Source organism: Streptomyces sp. NPDC037389, from assembly GCF_040636475.1.
Taxonomy (GTDB): Bacteria; Actinomycetota; Actinomycetes; order Streptomycetales; family Streptomycetaceae; genus Streptomyces; species Streptomyces hesseae.
This window is the reverse complement of the sequence record NZ_JBEZUS010000002.1, coordinates 409,530-428,951: the sequence shown is the minus strand read 5'-3', so window position 1 is coordinate 428,951 and position 19,422 is coordinate 409,530. Positions and strand designations below refer to the sequence as shown.

Here is a 19,422-nt window from a genome sequence, read left to right as displayed (position 1 = left end):
GACGGTGAGACGGTCATATTGCGCGCGAGTCTCGGCCCGCTCCCGATCACTGTCAATGCCCGCTCCCGACCGCTGGCAATGGGGTGCCGACCGGCCGGGAGGGGCGGTTTGAGACAGTGGAGTCATGAGCGCAGCGCACACCCCCTCGCGGCATGTGGTGGTCATCGGCGGCGGCGTCTCCGGCCTGGCGGCGGCCCTGCGGCTGCTGGAGGGCGGGGTGCGCGTGACGGTCCTGGAGGCCTCCGGGCGCGTCGGCGGGAAGCTGCTCGCGGGCGAGATCGCGGGCGCGCCCGTGGACCTGGGCGCCGAGTCGGTGCTCGCCCGCCGCCCCGAGGCCGTGGACCTGGCCCGCGCGGCCGGCCTCGGCGACCGGCTGATGCCGCCCGCCGCCACCGCGTCGCTCTGGACTCGCGGTGAGCTGCGGCCCCTGCCCAAGGGCCACATGATGGGCGTCCCCGGCGACCTCGCCGAGGTGGCCGCCTCCGGCGTCCTGTCCGCCGAGGGCCTGGCCCGGGTCGCGAAGGACGAGGAGCTGCCGCCCACCGAGCTGGGCGAGGACGTCGCCATCGGCGAGTACGTCGCCGAGCGGATGGGCCACGAGGTCGTCGACCGGCTGGTCGAGCCGCTGCTCGGCGGCGTCTACGCGGGCGACGCCTACCGCATCTCCCTGCGGACCGCCGTCCCCCAGCTCTTCGAGGCGGCGCGCGCGCACGGCACCCTGACCGCGGCCGTGAAGGCGCTCCAGGAGCGGGCGGCCGCCGCGCCGCAGCAGTCGGGGCCGGTCTTCATGGGCATCGAGGGCGGCATCGGAACGCTGCCGGGTGCCGTCGCGGACGCGGTTCGGGCGAAGGGTGGCGAGATCTACCTCAACACCTACGTGCACGATCTGCGATGGGCCGACGACGAGTGGGAGGTCCACTCCTCCGACTGGATCATGGAGGCCGACGCGGTCGTGCTGGCCGCGCCCGCGCCGGAGGCCGCGCGGATCCTCCACGCCGCGGCCCCAAAGGCCTCCGCCGGGCTCGCCGGCATCGAGTACGCCTCCATGGCCCTGGTCACCATGGCCTTCCGCCGCTCCGACGTGGCGGGGCTGCTGCACGGCAGTGGTTTCCTCGTGCCGCCCGTCGACGGCCGCAAGATCAAGGCGTCCACGTTCTCCAGCAACAAGTGGCGCTGGAACGCCGACTCCGCCCCGGACCTCTTCGTGCTGCGTACCTCGATCGGGCGGTTTGGCGACGAGGAGGATCTGAAGCGCGAGGATTCCGAGCTGGTATCGATGTCGCTGAAGGACCTCGGTGAGGCCGTCGGCCTCGCGGCGGCACCGGTGGAGACCCGGGTGACCCGCTGGTACGGCGGGCTGCCGCAGTACCCGGTGGGCCACCTCGGCCGGGTCGCCCGCATCCGCGAGGAGGTCTCCCACCTGCCCGGTCTGCGCGTCTGCGGGGCGGCTTACGACGGTGTGGGCATCCCCGCCTGCGTCGCGAGCGGCCGGCGGGCCGCCGACGAGGTCCTGGCGGCGCTCACGCCGACCCTGACGGAAGACGCCGGCGGCGGCGAGTGAGAATAGGGACATGACTGACGCCTCTGACGCCCCTGTGAAGATCCCGAACGCCGGCAAGAAGGCCAAGGACCTCAACGAGGTCATCCGTTACACCCTCTGGTCGGTGTTCAAGCTGCGCGACGTGCTGCCGCAGGACCGCGCCGGCTACGCCGAGGAGGTCGAGGAGCTCTTCGCCCAGCTGGCGGAGAAGGACGTCACGGTGCGCGGCACCTACGACCTGTCGGGGCTGCGGGCCGACGCCGACGTGATGATCTGGTGGCACTCCGAGACCTCGGACGCCCTCCAGGACGCGTACAACCTCTTCCGCCGCACCAAGCTGGGCCGCGCCCTGGAGCCGGTCTGGTCGAACATGGCGCTGCACCGCCCCGCCGAGTTCAACAAGTCGCACATCCCGGCGTTCCTCGCCGACGAGACGCCGCGCGACTACGTCAGCGTCTACCCGTTCGTGCGCTCCTACGACTGGTACCTGCTGCCCGACGAGGACCGCCGTCGCATGCTCGCCGACCACGGCAAGATGGCGCGCGGCTACCCCGACGTCCGGGCCAACACGGTCGCCTCGTTCTCGCTGGGCGACTACGAGTGGATCCTCGCCTTCGAGGCGAACGACCTGTACCGCATCGTCGACCTGATGCGTCACCTGCGGGCCTCCGAGGCGCGGATGCACGTGCGGGAGGAAGTCCCGTTCTACACCGGTCGCCGCAAGGCCGTGGCCGACCTGGTGGCCGGGCTCGCCTGAGCCGGACGACGACGCCGGGCGGACCGGCAGGGTCGGTCCGCCCGGCGTCATTCGTGCGTGAACGACGTCACGTCGTCGCGCGTGGCTCCGGGCGAGGCGCGCAGTAGACGCGACGGGCGGGGACGTCGCCCGTCAGCAGGTACGTCTCCAGGTAGCGGTTGACGCAGGTGTTGGGCCCGCCGCCGATGCCGTGGGTGCCCGCGTCCCGCTCGGTGACCAGGGACGAGCCCGGGAGCCGCTTCTGGAGCTCCAGCGCGCCCTTGTACGGGGTGGCCGCGTCCCGCTCGGCGGCCAGCAGCAGCGTGGGCGGCAGGCCGGACTTCCGGCCCGGGCGGACGTCGAGCGGCTTCTGCCGCGGACCCTGCCAGTAGGCGCACGGCAGGTTCATGAAGGCGTTGCTCCATGTCTCGAACGGCGCCCGCTCGGCGAGCTTGCTGTTGTCGCGGTCCCACACCTCCCAGGAGTGCGGCCAGGGTGTGTCGTTGCACTCGACGGCCGTGTAGACGGCGTTCTCGTTCTCGGCCGCCCGCGCGCCCGCCTCGCCGCCGGCCACCGCGAGCAGCGGCTTGTCGTCGCCCTGGAGGTACGCGGAGAGGACCTGCGCGGCGCGCGCCCAGAAGCTGTCGGTGTATCCGGCCTTGAGGAAGACGCCCTGGAGCTGGCCGGGGCCGACCCTGCCGCCGGCGGCCCGGCGGGTCAGCGCGTGGACCGCCTTCTCGTAGGAGGCCAGCACCTCCTGGGGGGTGCGTCCCAGGTGGTAGACGGCGTGGTGCCGGGCGGCCCAGCGGCGCCAGTCGGCCCAGCGGCGGTCGAAGGCGGCGGACTGCTCCAGGTTGTTGCCGTACCAGACCTTGCGGGGGTCGGGGTTGACGACGCTGTCGAAGACCATGCGGCGTACGTGCGTGGGGAAGAGCGTGGCGTAGAGGGCGCCGAAGTAGGTGCCGTAGGAGGCGCCCACGTACGTCAGCTTCCGCTCGCCGAGCGCGGCCCGCAGGACGTCGAGGTCCCGGGCGTTGTTGACGCTGGTGAAGTGGCGCAGGTCGGCGCCGTTGCGGCGGGCGCACCCCTGGGCGTAGGCCTTGGCCTTCTTGACCTGGTCCTTCTTGTACACCTCGGTGGGGTGCTCGGGCGCCTGGGTGGGGCCCTTGCCGAAGCCCGCCGGGTTCACGCAGGACAGCGGCGCGGAGCGGCCCACGCCGCGGGGGGCGTAGCCGACCAGGTCGTACTCCTCGGCGACGTTCCGCCACTGGGGGAGGCGGGTGAGCAGCGGGTAGAACATGCCGTTGCCGCCGGGGCCCCCGGGGTTGAAGACGATGGCGCCCTGCCGGTCCTCCTCCCGGCCGAGGGCGCGGGCGCGGCTGACGGTGAGGTTGATCTGTTTGCCGCCCGGGTGGGCGTAGTCCAGCGGCACGGTCACGGTGCCGCACTCGATGGGGGCGGGCAGGCCCTCCGAGGCGGGGCAGTCGTCGAAGTCGACGCCCCGGGCGGCGGCCAGCTTGGCCGCCTGGGCGACACCGTGGGCCTCGGCCCGCCCGTCCGGGGCATGGGCATGGGCCGGGGCGGAGGGGAGGCCGGTGAGCCCTGTGAGGACCAGGGATCCGAGGGTTCCGTACAGGGCTGCTGCTCTCAGTGGCACTGGCGCCATCCCTTCATATGTAATGCGGCAAAAGGGATAATTAGGCCAGTAGTTGATGAAGTAAAGCACCGGGGTGCGATGTCGGGTGCGATGCGCCCGAAGAGAGGCCGGTCCCCGCTCAGCCGCAGCGCCGCCCCTCGTTGACGCAGCGCACGACGGTCGCCATCAGCCCGGCGGGCATCACGTCGGCGAAGTCGGCGTGGTCGGCGACGGGCTTGCGGAGCTGCTCGGGGAAGCTGTCCACGGCGAAGGACGGGCCCCGGGGAACGCTGTAGGTCAGCTCCATGCGCAGCTGCGGCACCGGCGTGAACCCGCGCCCGCAGCGACCCGTGGCGCTGTCGGGGAAGACCAGGTGCGTCCGGTGCCCGGCGGAGTCGGTGTGCTGCCCGTCCCAGCAGCTGGCGAAGTCCAGCAGCCGTACGACCGCGCTGCCGCGCGGGCAGAGCGGGTACTTGTCGGTGAGGTGCCGGTCGGCGAAACCGGTGCAGCTCCAGCGGGCGCGGGCGTCCTTGGCGTCGTCGGTGCCGTTGCTGCCGTTGGTGAAGGCCTTCGCGTCACCGGTGATCGCGCGCAGCCCCTCCGGCATGGCGGTGACCTTGGCGGTGGGGCTGCCGCGGAAGGTGAGGGCCACGCTGTCGGGGGTCAGGACGCGCCCGGAGTTCCCGCTGCCGTCTCCCTCGTCTCCCTCCGTGTCCGGCTCGGTGCCCGTCAGCCGCAGGACGGGCCAGAAGTACGCCGACTTGTCGCCCCGGGCGCAGGTGGTGCCGGCCGCGCGCAGCGAGCCGTCGGTGGAGAAGGCGTCGGTGGAGAGGTTGCCGACGTAGTCGTGGAGGTGGTGGGCGCCGTTGCGCACGCCCGGCGTGACGATGAAGTTGTCGGGGTTGCGGTGGCCGTTCTCGTTGCGGCCGCAGCGGGCGGTGAAGGTCCCGGTGGAGGCGGAGGGCAGGTTCCGGGGCGGTCGCGCGTCGGGGCGGGCGCGGCGGATGTCGGCGAAATCGGCGGGGGAGGTGCCGCCGTGGGCGTGACTGTCAGTGGGGTCTGTCACTCTGGGTGACGGACTCGGATGGGCGGAGGCGCTGCCGGTGACGGCGGCGAAGGTGCCCGCCGAGCCGAGTAACGCGAGCAGTGCGACGAGGATCAGGTGCCGGGCGCCGAGGCGGCGCCGGTGAGCGGCGGTCATGACGGCTCAGTTCCCTTCGGGGGATGAGGGGGACGCGGGGGAGGAGGTCCGTGGTGAGGGAGAGGACGACGGTGCTTCGGGCGAGGGCGGGGACACCGACATGGACGAGGACGAGGCTGGGGACGACGGGGACGACGCCGGGGAGCCGGACGGCGGCGTCGGCGACTCGGGGGACGGGGCCACAGCCGACGGGTTCACGGCCGACGGGGGCGGACCGGTGACGGCGGCGCCCGGGGACGACAACGGGGCCGGAGCCCCGGACGGCGGCGCCCCCAGCTGCCCCGGCTGCCCCAGCTGCGCCGTGAGGGCGTCGAAGTCGACGAGCCCGGTGTCCTCCAGCACCTTCATGTGGTCCAGGACGGTCGCGTTGGCGTCCTCGGCCAGCTCGCGCACGGCCGCGTTGCGGGTGGCCGCGCGGATCTGCCCGACCAGCGCGAAGACCCGGCCGTGCGCGAGCCGCAGGACGTTGGTGAACTCGTGGTCGTACGCGGCGCCGTGCGCCGCGTCCAGCCGCGACAGCCAGCCGCGCTGCTCGGCGGCGGGCTGGCTGGGCAGATCGACGCCCAGCCGCGCGGCCACGTCGCGGACGTGCCGGTCGAGCGAGGTGTGGCCCTCGACGAGATGCTCGCCCGCCCGTTTCACGGCCGCCGTGCCGCCCCGCTCCATGGCCTGCTGGCCGGCGGGCAGCTCCCAGAGCCCGGCCTGGCGGACCCGGGCGACGAAGTCGCGGTCGGCCGCCGACAGCGGCCCGAAGCGGGTGGACACCGAGCCCGCCGTGAGATCGGCGACGCCCGTGCCCGGGCCCGCGCGGTCGCGGTACGACCAGAGGGGGAAGAGCAGCGCGGCGGCCGTCGCCACCAGGGCGGTGACGACCAGACCGGTGCCGGTGAGGGAACGTACGGCGCCTTTCGGGGATCGCATGGCACCTCCTTGTGCGGCACCGCACGTTAGGGGCCCGGTGCTGATCGCCAAGGGGATTCCGGGAAGCCCTGCCGGCGGGCTGGCCCCGGAACCCCGGGCCGACCTGCGGCTCCGCCGCTCCGGAGGAATCCGGCGGGAGACTGTGCGCCACGTCACTTCCGGGGCGAGGGTGCCCGAGGAGCGGGCCGCCACCGGTAGGGTGCGCGCTTCCGCCGCCGGCCCGGGCATGGACGAGGCCCCGCGGTCGGGGGGATGCCGCGGGGCCTCGACCGGTTCAACGGACGTCCGATTGGGTTGGTTCCCGCACTTCTGCGGCAGTATGGCGGGTGGGGGTGATGGGCGTGCGCGAGCGGCCGGAAGCGAAGAGGAGCGCGAACGGAAAGGCTTACGACCCCGAGAGGCTTTTCCTCCCACCCGACGACGACCTCGCCCCGAACCGCCCAGGGGAGACCCTGCGCGCCAGGCTGGAGGCGTCCCGGACCGGCCGCGTGGGACTCGTGCTCGCCCGGCTGCTCGGCCGGCGGCCCGTGGAGGACACCTGGCGCCGCGAGCTGGCTGTCCAACAGCTCGTCGGGTCGGCGCTGGAGCTGCTGACGGCGGGCGGCTGGGAGGTCGTCCACTCGATCGTCCTGCCGGGGGACGACGTGATCCCCCATCTGCTGATCGGCCCCGGAGGAGTGTTCTGCGTCGCCCCCGAGCCCGCCCAAGGGGCACGGCTCACGGTGGACGACACCGCCGTCCGCTACGCGGGGGAGCGCCACCCCCGCCCGTACGTCCGGCGGATCCGGCACAGCGCGGCGCGGTCCTCGCTCGTGCTCTCGCGGGGCTGCGACTTCCCGGTGCGGGCGCGGCCCGTCCTGGTACTGGTCGGCGCGGCCGAGGTCGGGACGACCGGCCCGCCGGAGGACGTACGGGTGCTGCGGGAGCGGGACGTACCGGGGCTCGGCAGGCTGGGCGGCGTGCTGCGCCCGGAGCGGGTGGACCGGATCCACACCGTGGCACGCAACCGGCGCGTCTGGCTCCGGGCGTGACCGGCGACGGCTCCGGGAGGGGGACGGGTCAGCGGGGCCGGGGAATGCCGGTGAGGAGCTGCCGCAGCAGGTCCGCGTCCTCGGGGGCCAGGCCGTCGGCGAATCGGGTCAGCACGATCTCCCGGTCGGGGCGCCCCTCGAGCACCTTGTGCATCCGGCGGGCGGCGAGCCCGGCCTCGTCGGTGAGGGGAGCGTAGGCGTAGGCGCGGCCGCGCGGGGTGCGGGTGAGCACGTCCTTGACGAGCAGCCGGGAAAGGATCGTGACCACCGTGCTGTAGGTCAGTTCGCCCGGGAGGGTGCTCTGGACCTCGCGGGGGGTCAGCGGGGTGCCCGCGCGCTGTAGCGCGGCGAGGACCTCGCCCTCCAGCGCGCCGTTGGCACGGCGCCGGCCCCGGCGCACGTCGTCGGCGGGTGCGGCCGCTTCCATCTCTTCCGGCGTTCCTTCCGCTGTGCCCGTCATGACCTCTACAGGAGTGTAAAGGACTAACGGACTCCGGGTGACCTAACGGACGGACCTTCAGATTCCGGTATGACAGACTCCCGGTAATCGATCGGCAGAACCGAAGACGGATGTTCGGGCAAGGGCGGGGACAAGAGCGGTGAGCGAACGGCGCAGCAGGGCGCGTGCCCGTAAACCCTTCGCTTCCGTGCGCGGCCGCCGAGGGCAGCGGGCCGCCACGGGTGCCGGCCCGGGCGTCGGCACGAGCTCTTCCGGCCACCGGGCGGCCCGTCCCCGCCGGGGCGCCACCGGTGCCCGTACCGGCGCCCTCGGTACCCGCCTGGCCCGGCTGCGGCCCGCCTACCCCCGCCCGGGCCGGACGGGCGCGCGCCGCTGGATACCCTCGTGGCGCCAGACCCTCGGCCTGTTCGGCTGCCTCTTCGGCACCCTCGCCGCCGCCGTGGCGGTCCTCTACGCCACCACCGACATCCCCACCGACCTCAACGCCTTCGCCACCCAGCAGGACAACGTCTACTACTGGGCCGACGGCAGCGAGATGGCCCGCACGGGGCCCGTGAACCGCCAGGACGCCTCCCTGGACAAGGTCCCCGAGAAGGTGCGCTGGGCCGCCCTCGCCGCCGAGAACGAGACCTTCTACACCGACAGCGGGGTCTCCGTCAGCGGTATGACCCGGGCCGTCACGAAGATGATCGGCGGCGGGGACACCCAGGGCGGCTCCACCATCACCCAGCAGTACGTGAAGAACGCCTACCTCAACCAGCGGCAGACCTTCACGCGCAAGCTCACCGAGATGTTCATCGCCGTCAAGCTCGACAACAAGATGAGCAAATCGGACATACTCCAGGGCTATCTCAACACCAGCTGGTACGGGCGCGGCAGCTACGGCATCCAGCGCGCCGCCCACGCCTACTACGGCAAGGACGTCTCGGAGCTCACCCCCAGCGAGGGCGCCTTCCTCGCCGCCCTCCTCAAGGGCGCCGGCCTCTACGACCCCTCGCTCGGTCCCAAGAACCACGAGCGGGCCGTGGAGCGCTGGAAGTGGATCCTGGACCGCATGGTCGTCATCGGCAAGCTCTCGCCGCAGGAGCGGGCCACGTACACGACCTTCCCCGAGCCCAAGGCCCCGCCCAAGCCGGCCGGGCTGACCGGGCAGACCGGCTATCTCGTCGACACCGCCCGCGCCTATGTGAGCGCCCACACCGACGTCTCCGACGCGGACTTCGACCTCGGCGGCTACCAGATCCGCACCACCTTCGAGAAGCCCAAGGCCGACGGCCTGGCCAGGGCCGTCGCCGACGCCACCCGGGGCCTCGACCCCGACAAGCGGGAAGCCGACCGGGACGTACGGATCGGGGCCGCCTCGGTCATGGCCGACGGGCGGATCGTCGCCCTCTACGGCGGGCCGGACTACCTCAAGCAGGGCTTCAACGACGCCAATTCCACCGTCGTCCCGGCGGGGACGGCCTTCTCCCCGTTCGTCTACGCCTCGGCCCTGGCCAACGGCATCCAGCGCGAACGCGGCGGCCCCCGCGTCCCCGTCACCCCCGCCACCGTCTACGACGGCGACGACAAGATCGCGATACGGACGCCCGAGGGCCCCTACTGGGACCGCTCCGGGAAGATCGTCAAGGGGCGCAACGAGGGCGACAAGTCCTGGGGGAAGATCCCGCTGCGGGAGGCGGTGGCCCAGTCCGTCAACTCCTCGATCATGCAGCTCGGCATGGACGTCGGCCTGGACAAGGTCGGCCGCACGGCCGTCCAGTGCGGAATCCTGGAGGACAGCCTCGGCCCGCAGGTGCCCGCCTTCTCCCTCGGCACCACCCGGCCCAGCGCCATCCGCATGGCCGCCGCCTACGCCACCTTCGCGGCCAAGGGCATGAACGCCGAGCCGTACTCCGTCACGGAGGTCAGCCGCAACGGCGACCCCGTGTCCGTGGAGAAATCCGTCGCCGTGCGCGCGCTGTCCGCGAGCGTCGCCGGCGCGGTGGACGACGCCCTGCGCCAAGGCGTGCAGAACGGGCACGGGGCCGCGGCCAAGGCCGCCGGGGCGGGCACGGCGGCCACCGCCGGCACCGGCACGGACAACAAGTCCGCCTGGTTCGCCGGCTACCGGGGCACGGTGTCGACGGCCGTCTCGCTCTCCCGCATCGACCCCAAGACCCAGGAGCTGCTGCCCCTGGACGGGCTGGGCGGCGTCGCGAAGACGGTTCAGGGGAGCACGTACCCGGGGGACATCTGGACGCGGTACATGGCCAAGCGCTGACGCTCCCGCTGGGGGCGCGGTTCTGCCGGCGCGGGCCGGTGGGGGCTTGTCGCGCGGTTCCCAGCGCCCCTTAGGGGCGCGGTACCGCGCCGGACTTCACTTCAGGAACGTCTTCCAGTCCGGCGCCTGCGCGGGGTCCAGGCCGCGCAGCTTCGCCAGCACCTTGGGGTCCTGGGCGTCCAGCCAGTCGGCCAGCTGCTTGAAGGACACGCAGCGCACCCCGTCCTTCTTGCACACCGACTTCATGACGTCCTCCACGGCCTTCATATAGATGCCGTCGTTCCAGTCCTCGAAGTGGTTGCCTATGAAAAGCGGAGCCCGGCTGCCGTTGTAGACGCGATTGAAGCCGTTGAGATAGCCGTCGCGCGTCAGCTTCCGCCACTCCTCGTACTTCGCCGGGTCGCCCTTGGTGTTGTCGCCGGACTGGTTGTAGAGGAAGTTGAAGTCCATGGAGAGGACCTGTTTGTCGCTCTTGGGGTACGGGAGCAGCTGGAGCGGGAAATTCCAGATGCCGCTCATCTTGGACGGCCACAGCTGGAAGTCGCCGGGCGAGCTGGCGTCGTAGCGCCAGCCGAAGTCCTTCGCCGCCGTCAGCAGGTTCTTCTGCCCCTCAAGGCAGGGGGCGCGGCCGCCCGCCAGCTCCTTCTTGTAGTCGAAGGGCAGCGGGGGCAGGTCCTTGTAGCCGGTGTTCGTCTTCCAGTTCTCCACGAAGGAGTACGACTGCTCGATCTCGCTCTTCCACTCCGCCGGGCTCCAGTCGCCACCGCCCTTGGTGCCGCAGAAATGACCGTTGAAGTGGGTGCCGATCTCGTTGCCGTCCAGCCAGGCGCCGCGCACCTGATTCAGGGTGTCCCGGATGTGCTGGTCGGTTGCGTAGGATATCGCCGCGTCGCCCGGCTTGTGCTGCGGCGGCTTGTACAGCGTCGCCTTCGATTTCGGCAGCAGATACATGGAGGTCAGGAAGAACGTCATCTGCGCGTTGTTCTGCTTGGCGACCTCCCGGAAATGGGAGAACAGGTGGTCGTCGCCCTCCAGGGCGCCGTCCCAGGAGAAGACGACGAACTGCGGGGGCTTCTCGCCGGGCTTCAGCTTCTCGGGCTTGGCGACCTTCGGCTGCGGGCCGGTGAAGGACGTCGAGCCGTCCCCGAGGACCTTGACCTTGCCGTCCCAGGGCTCCTCGTCCTGCTTCTTGCCGTCACCTGCCGCGTCCGTCCCGCCGGCCCGCTCGGAGGACGACGAGGCGTTGCCCTTGCGGCCTTCGCCCCCGTCGCCCTGCGTCAGCACGACGACCAGCGCCGTCGCTATGCATATGGAGCCCAGCGCCGTCGGACCGTAGACAGACCTCTTCGAGAACGTCTTCGACAACGTCGTACTCCCTGGCACCGGTACAGATGTTCAGGCGCCAGTATCACAGGCGCGTGTGACAACTCCGCAGCAAGGGATGTTCCGCGACGACCGTGCACGAACCAGGAGCGATCTCGGTGAGTGCAGGAGCATGGATGTCACCGTCGCGGTGGTGTGAACGGCGGTGATCGTGCTGCGATACCGGCGCCCGGACCTGCCGCGCAGTTTCCGCTGCCCGTGGATGCCGGCGGTGCCGGGCATCGGGGTGGCCGCCTCGATCTGGCTGATCACCTATCCGGCCTGGCAGACGTGGGTGCGGTTCACGGTGTGGTTCGTCGTGGGGCTGGTGGTGTACTTCTGCTACTCCTACCGGCACTCGGAGCTGGCGCACGCGGATAAGCGCGGCATCCCGCAGGGCTGAGCCCCCTTCCATCCCTTTGGGTGATCCTTCACGCTTTCATTGCGCTTCATCCGCTATGGGGTGTCCTATCGCGGATGGTGCCTCGTCGTCCGGGGGCCGGCTTCGACTTGGGAGGTTGTCGATGGGTGAACCGATCAGCAAGTTCGATCCGGCCGGCAAGGCATCGATCCTCAGTTACAACGTTCCGGAACCCACCTCGTACACCGGCCGGAACATCATCGCGTTCGACTTCGTGGGACCGCTCACCGACTGGTTCGTCAGCGACGCGTTCAAGCCCCCGGAGCGCAACTTCTCGCTGGCGGCTGTCACTCCGGAGCAGGTGGCGGAGGCGTTGCGCACCGGCGACCTGAAGACGTTTCCCGGCATCAAGAACCCGGCCGCCACCAGTGCCGGGCTGTTCGCCACGCACACCGCCGTCTTCCAGAGTTCGGGTGCGCTGGACACGGCGACGACGAGCGTGCTGGCCCAGGGGCTCCGCAGGGGAACGGTCGCCCCCGATCTGCTGCCGCTGGTCGGCCTGAGCCGGTCGTCCCCCGGGATCCGTGAGGGAGCCGCGGCGGGGCAGGCTGCGGAACAGGATGCACAGGGCCTGGCCGAGACGGAAGTGACGCACTTGCCGAAGGCCGCGGCCGGTTCGGTGCTGACGGAGGCCGCACTGGGTGACCACCGGGTCCGGCCGCGGGTCACGGACATCGACGTGCCGCTCATCACGACCATGCTCCAGGCGGGCAAGCGGCTGAGCGTGCACCGGAGCCTGTGGGGCGACTACACCCACACGTTCCTGCCGGAGCCCTTCCCTCCGGCAGCGGCCGACGCACCGGCCCAAGGACGGCCGCAGATCGCGCTGGTGGAGACCTACCGGCTTTCCACGTTCCTCGGCCAGTACGGCGCGGGCCGCACGCTGAAGACGTTCAGCCTGCTTCCGGGCGAGAAGACCACCATCAGCATCAAGACGTGGCGGAAGACGGAGACCGACAGCAAGTCGGCCTCCAGCATCCTCGACTCCTTCTCCAAGGAGAGCGCCGACGATTTCGAGACCACGGTGACGCGCGAGCAGTCGGACAAGCAGGCCGAGCAGAAGAGCCTGGAGTGGCACGTGGAGGCCGAGGCCTCCGGTTCCTGGGGATTCGCCAGCGCCAAGGTCAGCGGCGGCGTCAAGGGATCCACCGCCTCCCAGCGTGAGCAGTTCGCCAGGAACACCAGCAACGCGGTCAACAAGCACGCCTCCAAGGCGTCCGCCAAGCGCGATGTGCAGGTCAACACCTCCAACGAGGTCAAGACCGAGAGCGGCGAGGAGACCGCGATCACCCGGCAGCTGGAGAACATCAACGTCGGCCGCACCCTGAACTTCGTGTTCCGGCAGATCAACCAGGAGCACATCACGATCCTGCACCTGATCGACGTCCGCGTCGGGTTCTGGAACGGCTACGGCGAGAGCGTGGTGGAAGTACCCCTGTCCGGGCTGGACGACCTGCTGGCGACGTACGTCCAGCCCGCCAAACGGGCGGAGGTGCGCAAGATGGCGATCGAGCAGCTCTCCACGCTCTTCGACTACAAGGACACCCTGGTGCAGCCCCCCATGGTGGAAGAGCGCCAGCTCGGTCCCAACGACACCTATCTGCGCTGGCGCAGGACCACCTCCACCTACCGCGACGAGACCGGCAACGAGGTCACCGTCCCCGGCGTCATCATCAACGTCGACAAGGTCGTCATGCGTACCGACGGCGTCATCGCCGACGCCCTCCTCGGCCAGGGCAACGCCCTCGACGACTACTCGGCCGCCCTGCAGGCCAACGCCGTCCGCCAGCGCACGCTGGCCAACGACCGTGAGTCCCTCGGCCAGGACATCGTCAAGGACTCGGACAGCATCAAGGCCCGCATCTACCACGACCTCTTCCCGCTCTCGGTCGGGCTGCCCGGCAAGATCTCCGTCTCCGCCTCCGACTCCGGCACCACCGTGTCCACCACCCCGACCGCCACCGGCCAAGGTGATACACAGTGACCGACCCCGTCCCCGGCGGGGATGCCGCACTGGCGGACGGCACGGCGGCAAAGGCCCCACAGGTCCTCGCTCCCGCGGCTCTCGCCCAGCCCGCCGCCGCGACGCCCAACGCGTCGGACCCGGTCATCGTCATCGACCGGCCCAAACCGGGTGAGACCTTCTTCATCGGCCCGGAGCCGGCCATGCCCGCCATCCCCTGCGACGCACGGATCGTCGGAGTGAAACCCGACCCCACGCCGACCACACGGTTCCAGTGGACCCTGACCATCGACGACACGACCGCGCGGCTGGTGCACTGCCGCACCACGACACCGGGCACCGACGTGGTCGGCGGGCACTGGGATCCGCCGCTGACGGACTTTCTGGGCGGCGAGGTGACGATCAGGGTCACCGCGACGATCTTCAGCGGCATCCCGGTCCCCGGCTTCACCATGCACAACGAGGTGAAGGTGAGGATCCGTGGCAAGAACCCGGCGAAAGCGGACATTCGGGCGCTGTGTCTGTCGGAACAGGAGCCCGACGCCTTCCTGATCGCCGCCCACGAGACAGGCGGCACATTGCAGCAGTTCGCCCAGGAAGACCTCCCGCTGTTGAACGCGGGCAGTGGTGCCACCGGCCTTATGCAACTGCTGGTTCCGCCGCCCACCTGCGCCCAGCGATGGGACTGGCGCGAGAATGTCAAGGGGGGCGTCAAACTCCTGAAGGGGCATCGAAGCATCGCGAGAGGCCTCCTCGGCCAACACCGGACCAACGGGAAGTTTCCCAACACCGAGGGGCTGGACGACGCCCAGGTCGTGCGGCTCGAAACACTCATGCTGTACGCGGGCGGGCGCTACTGGGAATGGGACGAAAAGAACTCCCAGTTCTTCCCCAACCCAAGAGGGAACAATAAGAATTTCATCGACGAGCTCAAGAACAAATTCGGCCTCAAGATCCCCTGACCCCTTCCTGCTCCAGCGGACTGCTTCAGCAGCCGGGAGAGCCTGCGATCGGCCAGCGGCTAGGTGACCGCATCGCCCTCCGATCCTCAAGTACCGCGGGGGTCGGTATAGACCACGGTGTAGCCGTGGCGGCACCAGTAGTCGGCGACCGGCGGCGTCGTGCCTTGCTGCACGAAGTGGGGACACCTGACGTGAGGGAGGCGCGGGGAGGTGTGAGTGGGTGTGAGGAAATGGCCTAAGAGTCCGGCTCCTCGGTAAAACCGTACGTGAGAAGCGTCATGGTTTTGGGTTCGACTCCCCTCGCGCTGCTTGGCGGGCAGCGCTGGTGGTGGAGGATGCGGCACGCGACGGCAGCGGCCACTCAGGCGCGCCGAGTGCCGGGAGCGCGCACGGCCCCATCTTGGTTCTGGGAACCCTGTGGCCCGAGTGCGCCAGGACTCCGCCCACGGCTCAGGGTTGCAGATCGCTAGGGTGGAGATGATCACGTCGCGGCGGATCTGCTCGACGGACTCGCCACTCCGGTACCGCGTCGGGCACTGGCATGGCTGCTCCCCCGAGAACACGTGCGGGCTGCGTGCGGACGATGCCCTCCATGATCGACGGGCGCACCGCTCGGTTCACCGGCCGTACGGCTGGCACCCGCCGGCCGCGCCGATTTCACCCGCGGGTATCAGCGGGCGAGGCGGACCACCGGGACCGCCAGGACCACCGCCTGCCGAACCGGTGCGCTCAGAAGTAGCACATGATGTGCAGGTCCCGGAAGACGAACTCGTTGGCCTGAATCGGCACGTAGCGCGTCGGGTCGGCCGCGTCCTCCTGGCGCCAGCGTTTCCCGGAACACCGCAGGTGCACGGTCTCGTTCATCGAGTCGTTGCGCACCGTCCCGACGCACACCCAGTCGTGGGCATCGACGTCGTTACGGGTGTACGCGGCGAAGTAGGCGCCGCGCCGCTCCAACCGCAGCCGGGCCGCGAGCACACGACCGTCGCCGACGGGCGGCCCGTACTGGTTGGTGTCGTAGAGCGTGCCCAGGTTCCAGTTGATCCGGTAGCCGTCGTCCTCGTCGTGTTCGGCGCCGACGAACGGCGGTGCACCGTGGGGGTCGTAGAAGGCGTCCTTGTCGCGGAAAGAGCGCGGGAACCACGGCGAGCCGTCGTCGTTGTACGGCGGGTGGTGTGTGCCGGGGTCGGCGTTGACCGCAGCCATCTCGCACATGGTGGCCTGGGCCGCCACGGCCGAGTCGACCCGCACCTCGGCGGCGAAGTCGCCGCGCAGACCGCGGATCACGCCGACGCCGCCGCCGCTGTAGAACGGCCAGTCGCCGAGGGCGTCCCAGGTGCGTTCCTCCAACTCGGCGAGACGGAGCTCGATCGGGTCGGCGGGCCGGGGCGGCTGGGGGTCACCCGTGTACGGGGTGATGCGGATGTGGATGCCGTCGTCCTGGAAGACGTGGCAATAGGGATTGGCCTTGGCGTAGCCGAGCGCGAAGCGGCGGGTGTCGACGTGGGTGCCGGCGAATGTCTCGTCGAGCCGGCGGGTGCCGGGGCGGAGGGCTTCGGCGGTGTCGAAGGTGGACTCGGTACCGACGGCCCACGTATACGGCTGCGCGGCGGCGAGTGCGTAGTCATTGAGGCCCCGGCCGGCCCGAGGCAGGACGAGCACGCCGAGCCGTACGCCTTCCGGGCGTTTGGCCTCGCTGAGTCGAAGGCCGAGGCCGGTGGGCCGGCCGTCGGGGCCGATCAGATCGTCGATGTCGGCGAGGACCAGGTCGAGAGCCCCGTCCTGAAGGGCTGTGTCGAGCAGGCCCGGGTCGGGGCCGGCACCGGGGCCGACCAGCGTGGGTCCGGTCAGCGCGGTGCCCACGTCGAGGCCGAGCCCACGCGCGTGGCTCAGCAGTCCGGGGTCGCAGGCGGCGACGACGAGGCGTGCGGTGGCGGCGCGGTGGGTGAAGATGCCCATGACGGCGGCGACCGTGTCCGCGCCGCCGGTGCTCACCCGCACTACATAGGTGACTTCGTCGGGCAGAGCATCGAGGAGGTCGTCGAGCGCTTCGATGCGCACGGGCGCGTGGCCTTGGGGCCGGTAGTGAAAGTGCGGGGAGTCGCGCGGCGTGAAGGTCGCGCTCAGGTCGAGCGCGCGTAGTCGGGTGAGCGTGAGTTCGCCGACGGAGGCCGCCGAGCCGGCTTGGCCGGGCAGACCGCGATCGGAGCCGGGCACGACGTGTCCGTCGGCGGTCACGGCGACGTCGAAGACGAGGATGTCGGCGCCTTGGACGTAGGCGGACGTCAGCGCGGTACGGGTGTGGGGCGGGGCGTGCAGGGCGTTGCCGCCGATCGCGGCGATCCTCATGGCATCGTCAACTCCTCTTCGCTGATCGGGCCGGCGGCGCACACCGCGTAGCCCTGCGCGGGGAAGGGCGTGTTCTGCGCGAACACCTTGATCGTGTAGGTGCCGGGCGCCGGGTTGCCGATCCGGACGGCTTCGACCGTGTTGGCGCGGTCGAGAGGGAGACCGGTGAGTTGCGCCACGGCGCTGCGGTCGAAGCCGGGGACCTTGTTGTAGGTGTGCTCCTCGTTGCCGACGTGAATGGTGCCGTCGGGTGTGGTCACCGCGAGGTCGAGGTTGTTCTGTACGGCGCTGCCGGGGCGGTCAGTCCAGGCCAGCACGATGCGCAGGTCGTCGGTGTGGGGGCCGTCCGGCACGGTGAGGCGGTAGGTGCGACTGCCGTGTCGGGTGCCCTCCGGGTCGGCGAACGCTTCGAGCGCGTCGGGATCGGCGTCGGACAGGTCGGCCCATACGAGCCGACGATCCGGCGGCGCGTCGGGGGTGGGCAGGACGGTGGTCAGGTCCAGCCGCCCGAAGCCCTGGTCGAAGTCGGGGTAGCCGAGATCCTGTGCGGTGTGCGGCGTGCGCAGCGAGGGCAGGCGGCGTGTCGCGGCGATGAGGACGGCTTTCATGAGCATGGCGGAGGGCGATGCGAGTCGGTGGACCTCGCGCAGGTATTGCCGGAGGACGGCGGCGGCGCCGGCGACGACGGGAGCGGCCATGCTGGTGCCGCCGATGTACATGTAGTGCCCGTCGTGGTCGGGGCAGTCGCGCCAGGGCAACCGCGGGTCCATCTGTGCGCTGCTGCTGCGGGCCGAGAGCACGAAGGTGCCTGGGGCGAGCAGGTGCGGCACGACGCTGCCGTAGTCGCTGGGGCCTCGGCTGCTGATCGCGGCAGGCAGGTCGGGGTTGCCGCATACGTGCTCGCCGCCTGCCGGCGGCAGCGGGAACTGGGGCTGACGGAAGCGGTTCCAGGTCAGATCGGCGAGGCCGTCGTTGTCGCGGTCGGTGTCGCACGCGCCGACGGTGAGCGCGTTCTTGGCGGTGGCGGGGGTGCCGCAGGTGTTGAACTCGTGGGTTCCCTCGGGGGCGACGCCGCTGTTGCCGGCCGCGACGATGACGAGCACGTCGGGATGCTCGGCGACGAACTTGTCCACGGCGAGCGAGTATTGGTCGTAGGTGCCCGACAGCGGGTTGCCCCAACTGAGGTTGATGATGTGCGCTCCCGCGTCGACGGCACGGGTGAGCATCGGGCCCAGGCTGGGGCCTACGCGGAGTCGGTTGTCCTCGTCGAAGACGCGGAAGACGGCCAGCCGGGCGCCGGGGGCGACACCGGTGATCAGGCCACCGCTCGCCGCGCCGGAGCCGACGATGATGCCGGCTACGTGGGTGCCGTGGCCGCAGAAGTCGAACGCCTCGCCGCCGACCAGGGATTCGTTGACGACGATGCGGTCGACGAGGTCGGGGTGGGTGCCGTCGACGCCGCTGTCGAACACGCCGACGATCTCGTCCGCCCCGGTCCAGGGTGGCTGGGCCGTCGGCGCGGCATGGTCGGCTCGCGGTCCGATGCGGTCCACGCCGACGAGCCGACGGGCATGGTCGGCATAGAGCAGAGGCGGCCGGTAGGGGGTGACCTGACGGGTTTCGTACCGGGCGGCGACGACGGCGAGCAGGTCGCGCCGCCGGTTCCCGGTCAGGTCGGTGCGAAAGCGCAGCATGACATCGACGGCGGCGAGCACCTCGACGCCGGGCGTGGCCTCGAGAACGGGGCGGAGCGTGGCGAGGTCGAGGGGATCGTGCACGAGAACGTCGAAGGTGTCGAGGTAGGGGTCCGGTGCGGCGACGCCCTCGTCGGCGAGCAGTTGTGGACCGGCGGCACGGTGGGCGTCTCGGTCGAGCGCGTCGTCGAGCGCGCGCGTGACCGTGTCGGCGAGGCCCCACGGGCGCACCGCGGTCACCCACGGCAGGTCGGCGACCAGGTCGCGTTGCTCGGGAGTGAGGCGGAGGCAGTAGGTTCCGGGCGGCTGAAATTGGGTGACGCGGGCACCGATCCCGGCGAAGGCGGCGCGGCGGGCCCGGTCCAGCGGTCCTCGCAGACGTACCAGGTAGGTGTTGTGATCCGGCTCGCCCGGCGGGATGGGAAGGGGCACCGCGGTCTCCGCGTCGGCCGCATCCTGTGCGCACGCTTCCACGGCACGTTCGGTGAGGTCGGCCACGAAATCCGGGTCGGGCGCGACTCGGTCGGTGGTGCCGGCCGCGCCGGCGCCGCGCGGAGGCAGCATGCTCTGCGGGCCGTCACTGCCGGGTAGCGCGTCCGTCGCGGTGGGCTCGTGCCGGGCCGCGTGTTCGGCTGTGAGATCGGCGCGGACGTCGACGACGCAGCCGGCCGCGCGAAGTCGGGCGATCCGCTCCCCGGAGGTCTCGGCGAGGATGACCCCCTGGTAGCGGTGCGTCCGGTCCCCGAGGATCGCCTCGATCCGCTCGGCCTCTCGGCCGGTGTCGAAGTAGACGGCGATGCGGTACGGCCTGTCGGGTGCTTCCTCGGGGTCGACTCTGCCGGACATCGTGGTCTCGCTTTCGGAGGGTGGCGGCGCTGGTGGG

Annotated in this window: 13 protein-coding genes and 1 pseudogene; 7 read left to right on the top strand and 7 right to left on the bottom strand. The window is 71.0% G+C overall.

Annotated elements, in window-relative coordinates; all coding sequences use genetic code 11:
• Positions 1-124 precede the first annotated feature (124 nt).
• Both hemG and hemQ read left to right on the top strand, forming a co-directional pair.
• The gene (gene hemG, locus AB0E98_RS05550) at positions 125-1,561 is read left to right on the top strand and encodes a protoporphyrinogen oxidase (protein WP_361698877.1); all 1,437 of its coding nucleotides are present in this window, start codon (positions 125-127) and stop codon (positions 1,559-1,561) included.
• A 10-nt stretch (positions 1,562-1,571) separates the two neighbouring features.
• Complete coding sequence (gene hemQ, locus AB0E98_RS05545) at positions 1,572-2,297, top strand: hydrogen peroxide-dependent heme synthase (RefSeq protein WP_361698875.1); 726 nt, start codon at positions 1,572-1,574, stop codon at positions 2,295-2,297.
• 67 nt (positions 2,298-2,364) lie between these two features.
• Here the strand turns inward: hemQ and AB0E98_RS05540 are convergent, their stop codons facing one another.
• From AB0E98_RS05540 to AB0E98_RS05530, 3 genes are all read right to left on the bottom strand, one after another.
• Positions 2,365-3,927, bottom strand: a complete 1,563-nt coding sequence (locus AB0E98_RS05540) for an alpha/beta hydrolase (RefSeq protein WP_361699358.1) — start codon at positions 3,925-3,927, stop codon at positions 2,365-2,367.
• A 124-nt stretch (positions 3,928-4,051) separates the two neighbouring features.
• Positions 4,052-5,113, bottom strand: a complete 1,062-nt coding sequence (locus tag AB0E98_RS05535) for a DUF1996 domain-containing protein (RefSeq protein ID WP_361698873.1) — start codon at positions 5,111-5,113, stop codon at positions 4,052-4,054.
• Positions 5,114-5,119: 6 nt separating this feature from the next.
• Positions 5,120-6,034, bottom strand: coding sequence for a DUF4142 domain-containing protein (locus tag AB0E98_RS05530; protein ID WP_361698871.1), 915 nt, complete (start codon positions 6,032-6,034; stop codon positions 5,120-5,122).
• 341 nt (positions 6,035-6,375) lie between these two features.
• Here AB0E98_RS05530 and AB0E98_RS05525 point away from each other — a divergent pair, with 341 nt between their 5' ends.
• A complete protein-coding gene (locus AB0E98_RS05525; RefSeq protein WP_361698869.1) occupies positions 6,376-7,065 on the top strand; it encodes a nuclease-related domain-containing protein in 690 nt (229 codons plus the stop codon).
• A 28-nt stretch (positions 7,066-7,093) separates the two neighbouring features.
• Here the strand turns inward: AB0E98_RS05525 and AB0E98_RS05520 are convergent, their stop codons facing one another.
• Positions 7,094-7,492 carry a BlaI/MecI/CopY family transcriptional regulator gene (locus AB0E98_RS05520; RefSeq protein ID WP_311610766.1) on the bottom strand — a complete coding sequence of 133 codons (399 nt, stop codon included), beginning with the start codon at positions 7,490-7,492 and terminating at the stop codon, positions 7,094-7,096.
• Positions 7,493-7,712: 220 nt separating this feature from the next.
• Here AB0E98_RS05520 and AB0E98_RS05515 point away from each other — a divergent pair, with 220 nt between their 5' ends.
• Complete coding sequence (locus AB0E98_RS05515) at positions 7,713-9,788, top strand: transglycosylase domain-containing protein (protein WP_361698866.1); 2,076 nt, start codon at positions 7,713-7,715, stop codon at positions 9,786-9,788.
• 96 nt (positions 9,789-9,884) lie between these two features.
• On the opposite strand, the gene AB0E98_RS05510 is transcribed toward AB0E98_RS05515, so the two are convergent.
• Positions 9,885-11,153 (bottom strand): hypothetical protein, encoded by a 1,269-nt coding sequence (locus AB0E98_RS05510; protein WP_361698864.1) that lies wholly within the window; start codon positions 11,151-11,153, stop codon positions 9,885-9,887.
• Between the two features lie 148 nt (positions 11,154-11,301).
• Here AB0E98_RS05510 and AB0E98_RS05505 point away from each other — a divergent pair.
• The 3 genes and pseudogenes from AB0E98_RS05505 to AB0E98_RS05495 form a co-directional block, all read left to right on the top strand.
• A pseudogene (locus tag AB0E98_RS05505) lies at positions 11,302-11,553 on the top strand (amino acid permease C-terminal domain-containing protein); the annotation flags it as partial.
• A 121-nt stretch (positions 11,554-11,674) separates the two neighbouring features.
• Positions 11,675-13,555, top strand: coding sequence for a hypothetical protein (locus tag AB0E98_RS05500; protein ID WP_361698862.1), 1,881 nt, complete (start codon positions 11,675-11,677; stop codon positions 13,553-13,555).
• A complete protein-coding gene (locus AB0E98_RS05495; RefSeq protein ID WP_361698860.1) occupies positions 13,552-14,496 on the top strand; it encodes a hypothetical protein in 945 nt (314 codons plus the stop codon). Before AB0E98_RS05500 ends, AB0E98_RS05495 begins: the two co-directional genes overlap by 4 nt.
• A 729-nt stretch (positions 14,497-15,225) precedes the next feature.
• Here the strand turns inward: AB0E98_RS05495 and AB0E98_RS05490 are convergent.
• Together AB0E98_RS05490 and AB0E98_RS05485 are read right to left on the bottom strand one after the other, a co-directional pair.
• Complete coding sequence (locus tag AB0E98_RS05490; RefSeq protein ID WP_361698858.1) at positions 15,226-16,845, bottom strand: glycerophosphodiester phosphodiesterase family protein; 1,620 nt, start codon at positions 16,843-16,845, stop codon at positions 15,226-15,228.
• A complete protein-coding gene (locus tag AB0E98_RS05485) occupies positions 16,842-19,385 on the bottom strand; it encodes a S8 family serine peptidase (RefSeq protein WP_361698856.1) in 2,544 nt (847 codons plus the stop codon). The genes AB0E98_RS05490 and AB0E98_RS05485 overlap by 4 nt, the downstream gene beginning before the upstream one ends.
• Positions 19,386-19,422: the final 37 nt, after the last annotated feature.

Coding starts and splice junctions, on each gene's coding strand:
- hemG (WP_361698877.1), top strand. CDS start 125: ATGAGCGCAGCGCACACCCCCTCGCGGCATGTGGTGGTCATCGGCGGC.
- hemQ (WP_361698875.1), top strand. CDS start 1,572: ATGACTGACGCCTCTGACGCCCCTGTGAAGATCCCGAACGCCGGCAAG.
- AB0E98_RS05535 (WP_361698873.1), bottom strand. CDS start 5,113: ATGACCGCCGCTCACCGGCGCCGCCTCGGCGCCCGGCACCTGATCCTC.
- AB0E98_RS05530 (WP_361698871.1), bottom strand. CDS start 6,034: ATGCGATCCCCGAAAGGCGCCGTACGTTCCCTCACCGGCACCGGTCTG.
- AB0E98_RS05520 (WP_311610766.1), bottom strand. CDS start 7,492: ATGGAAGCGGCCGCACCCGCCGACGACGTGCGCCGGGGCCGGCGCCGT.
- AB0E98_RS05500 (WP_361698862.1), top strand. CDS start 11,675: ATGGGTGAACCGATCAGCAAGTTCGATCCGGCCGGCAAGGCATCGATC.
- AB0E98_RS05490 (WP_361698858.1), bottom strand. CDS start 16,845: ATGAGGATCGCCGCGATCGGCGGCAACGCCCTGCACGCCCCGCCCCAC.
- AB0E98_RS05485 (WP_361698856.1), bottom strand. CDS start 19,385: ATGTCCGGCAGAGTCGACCCCGAGGAAGCACCCGACAGGCCGTACCGC.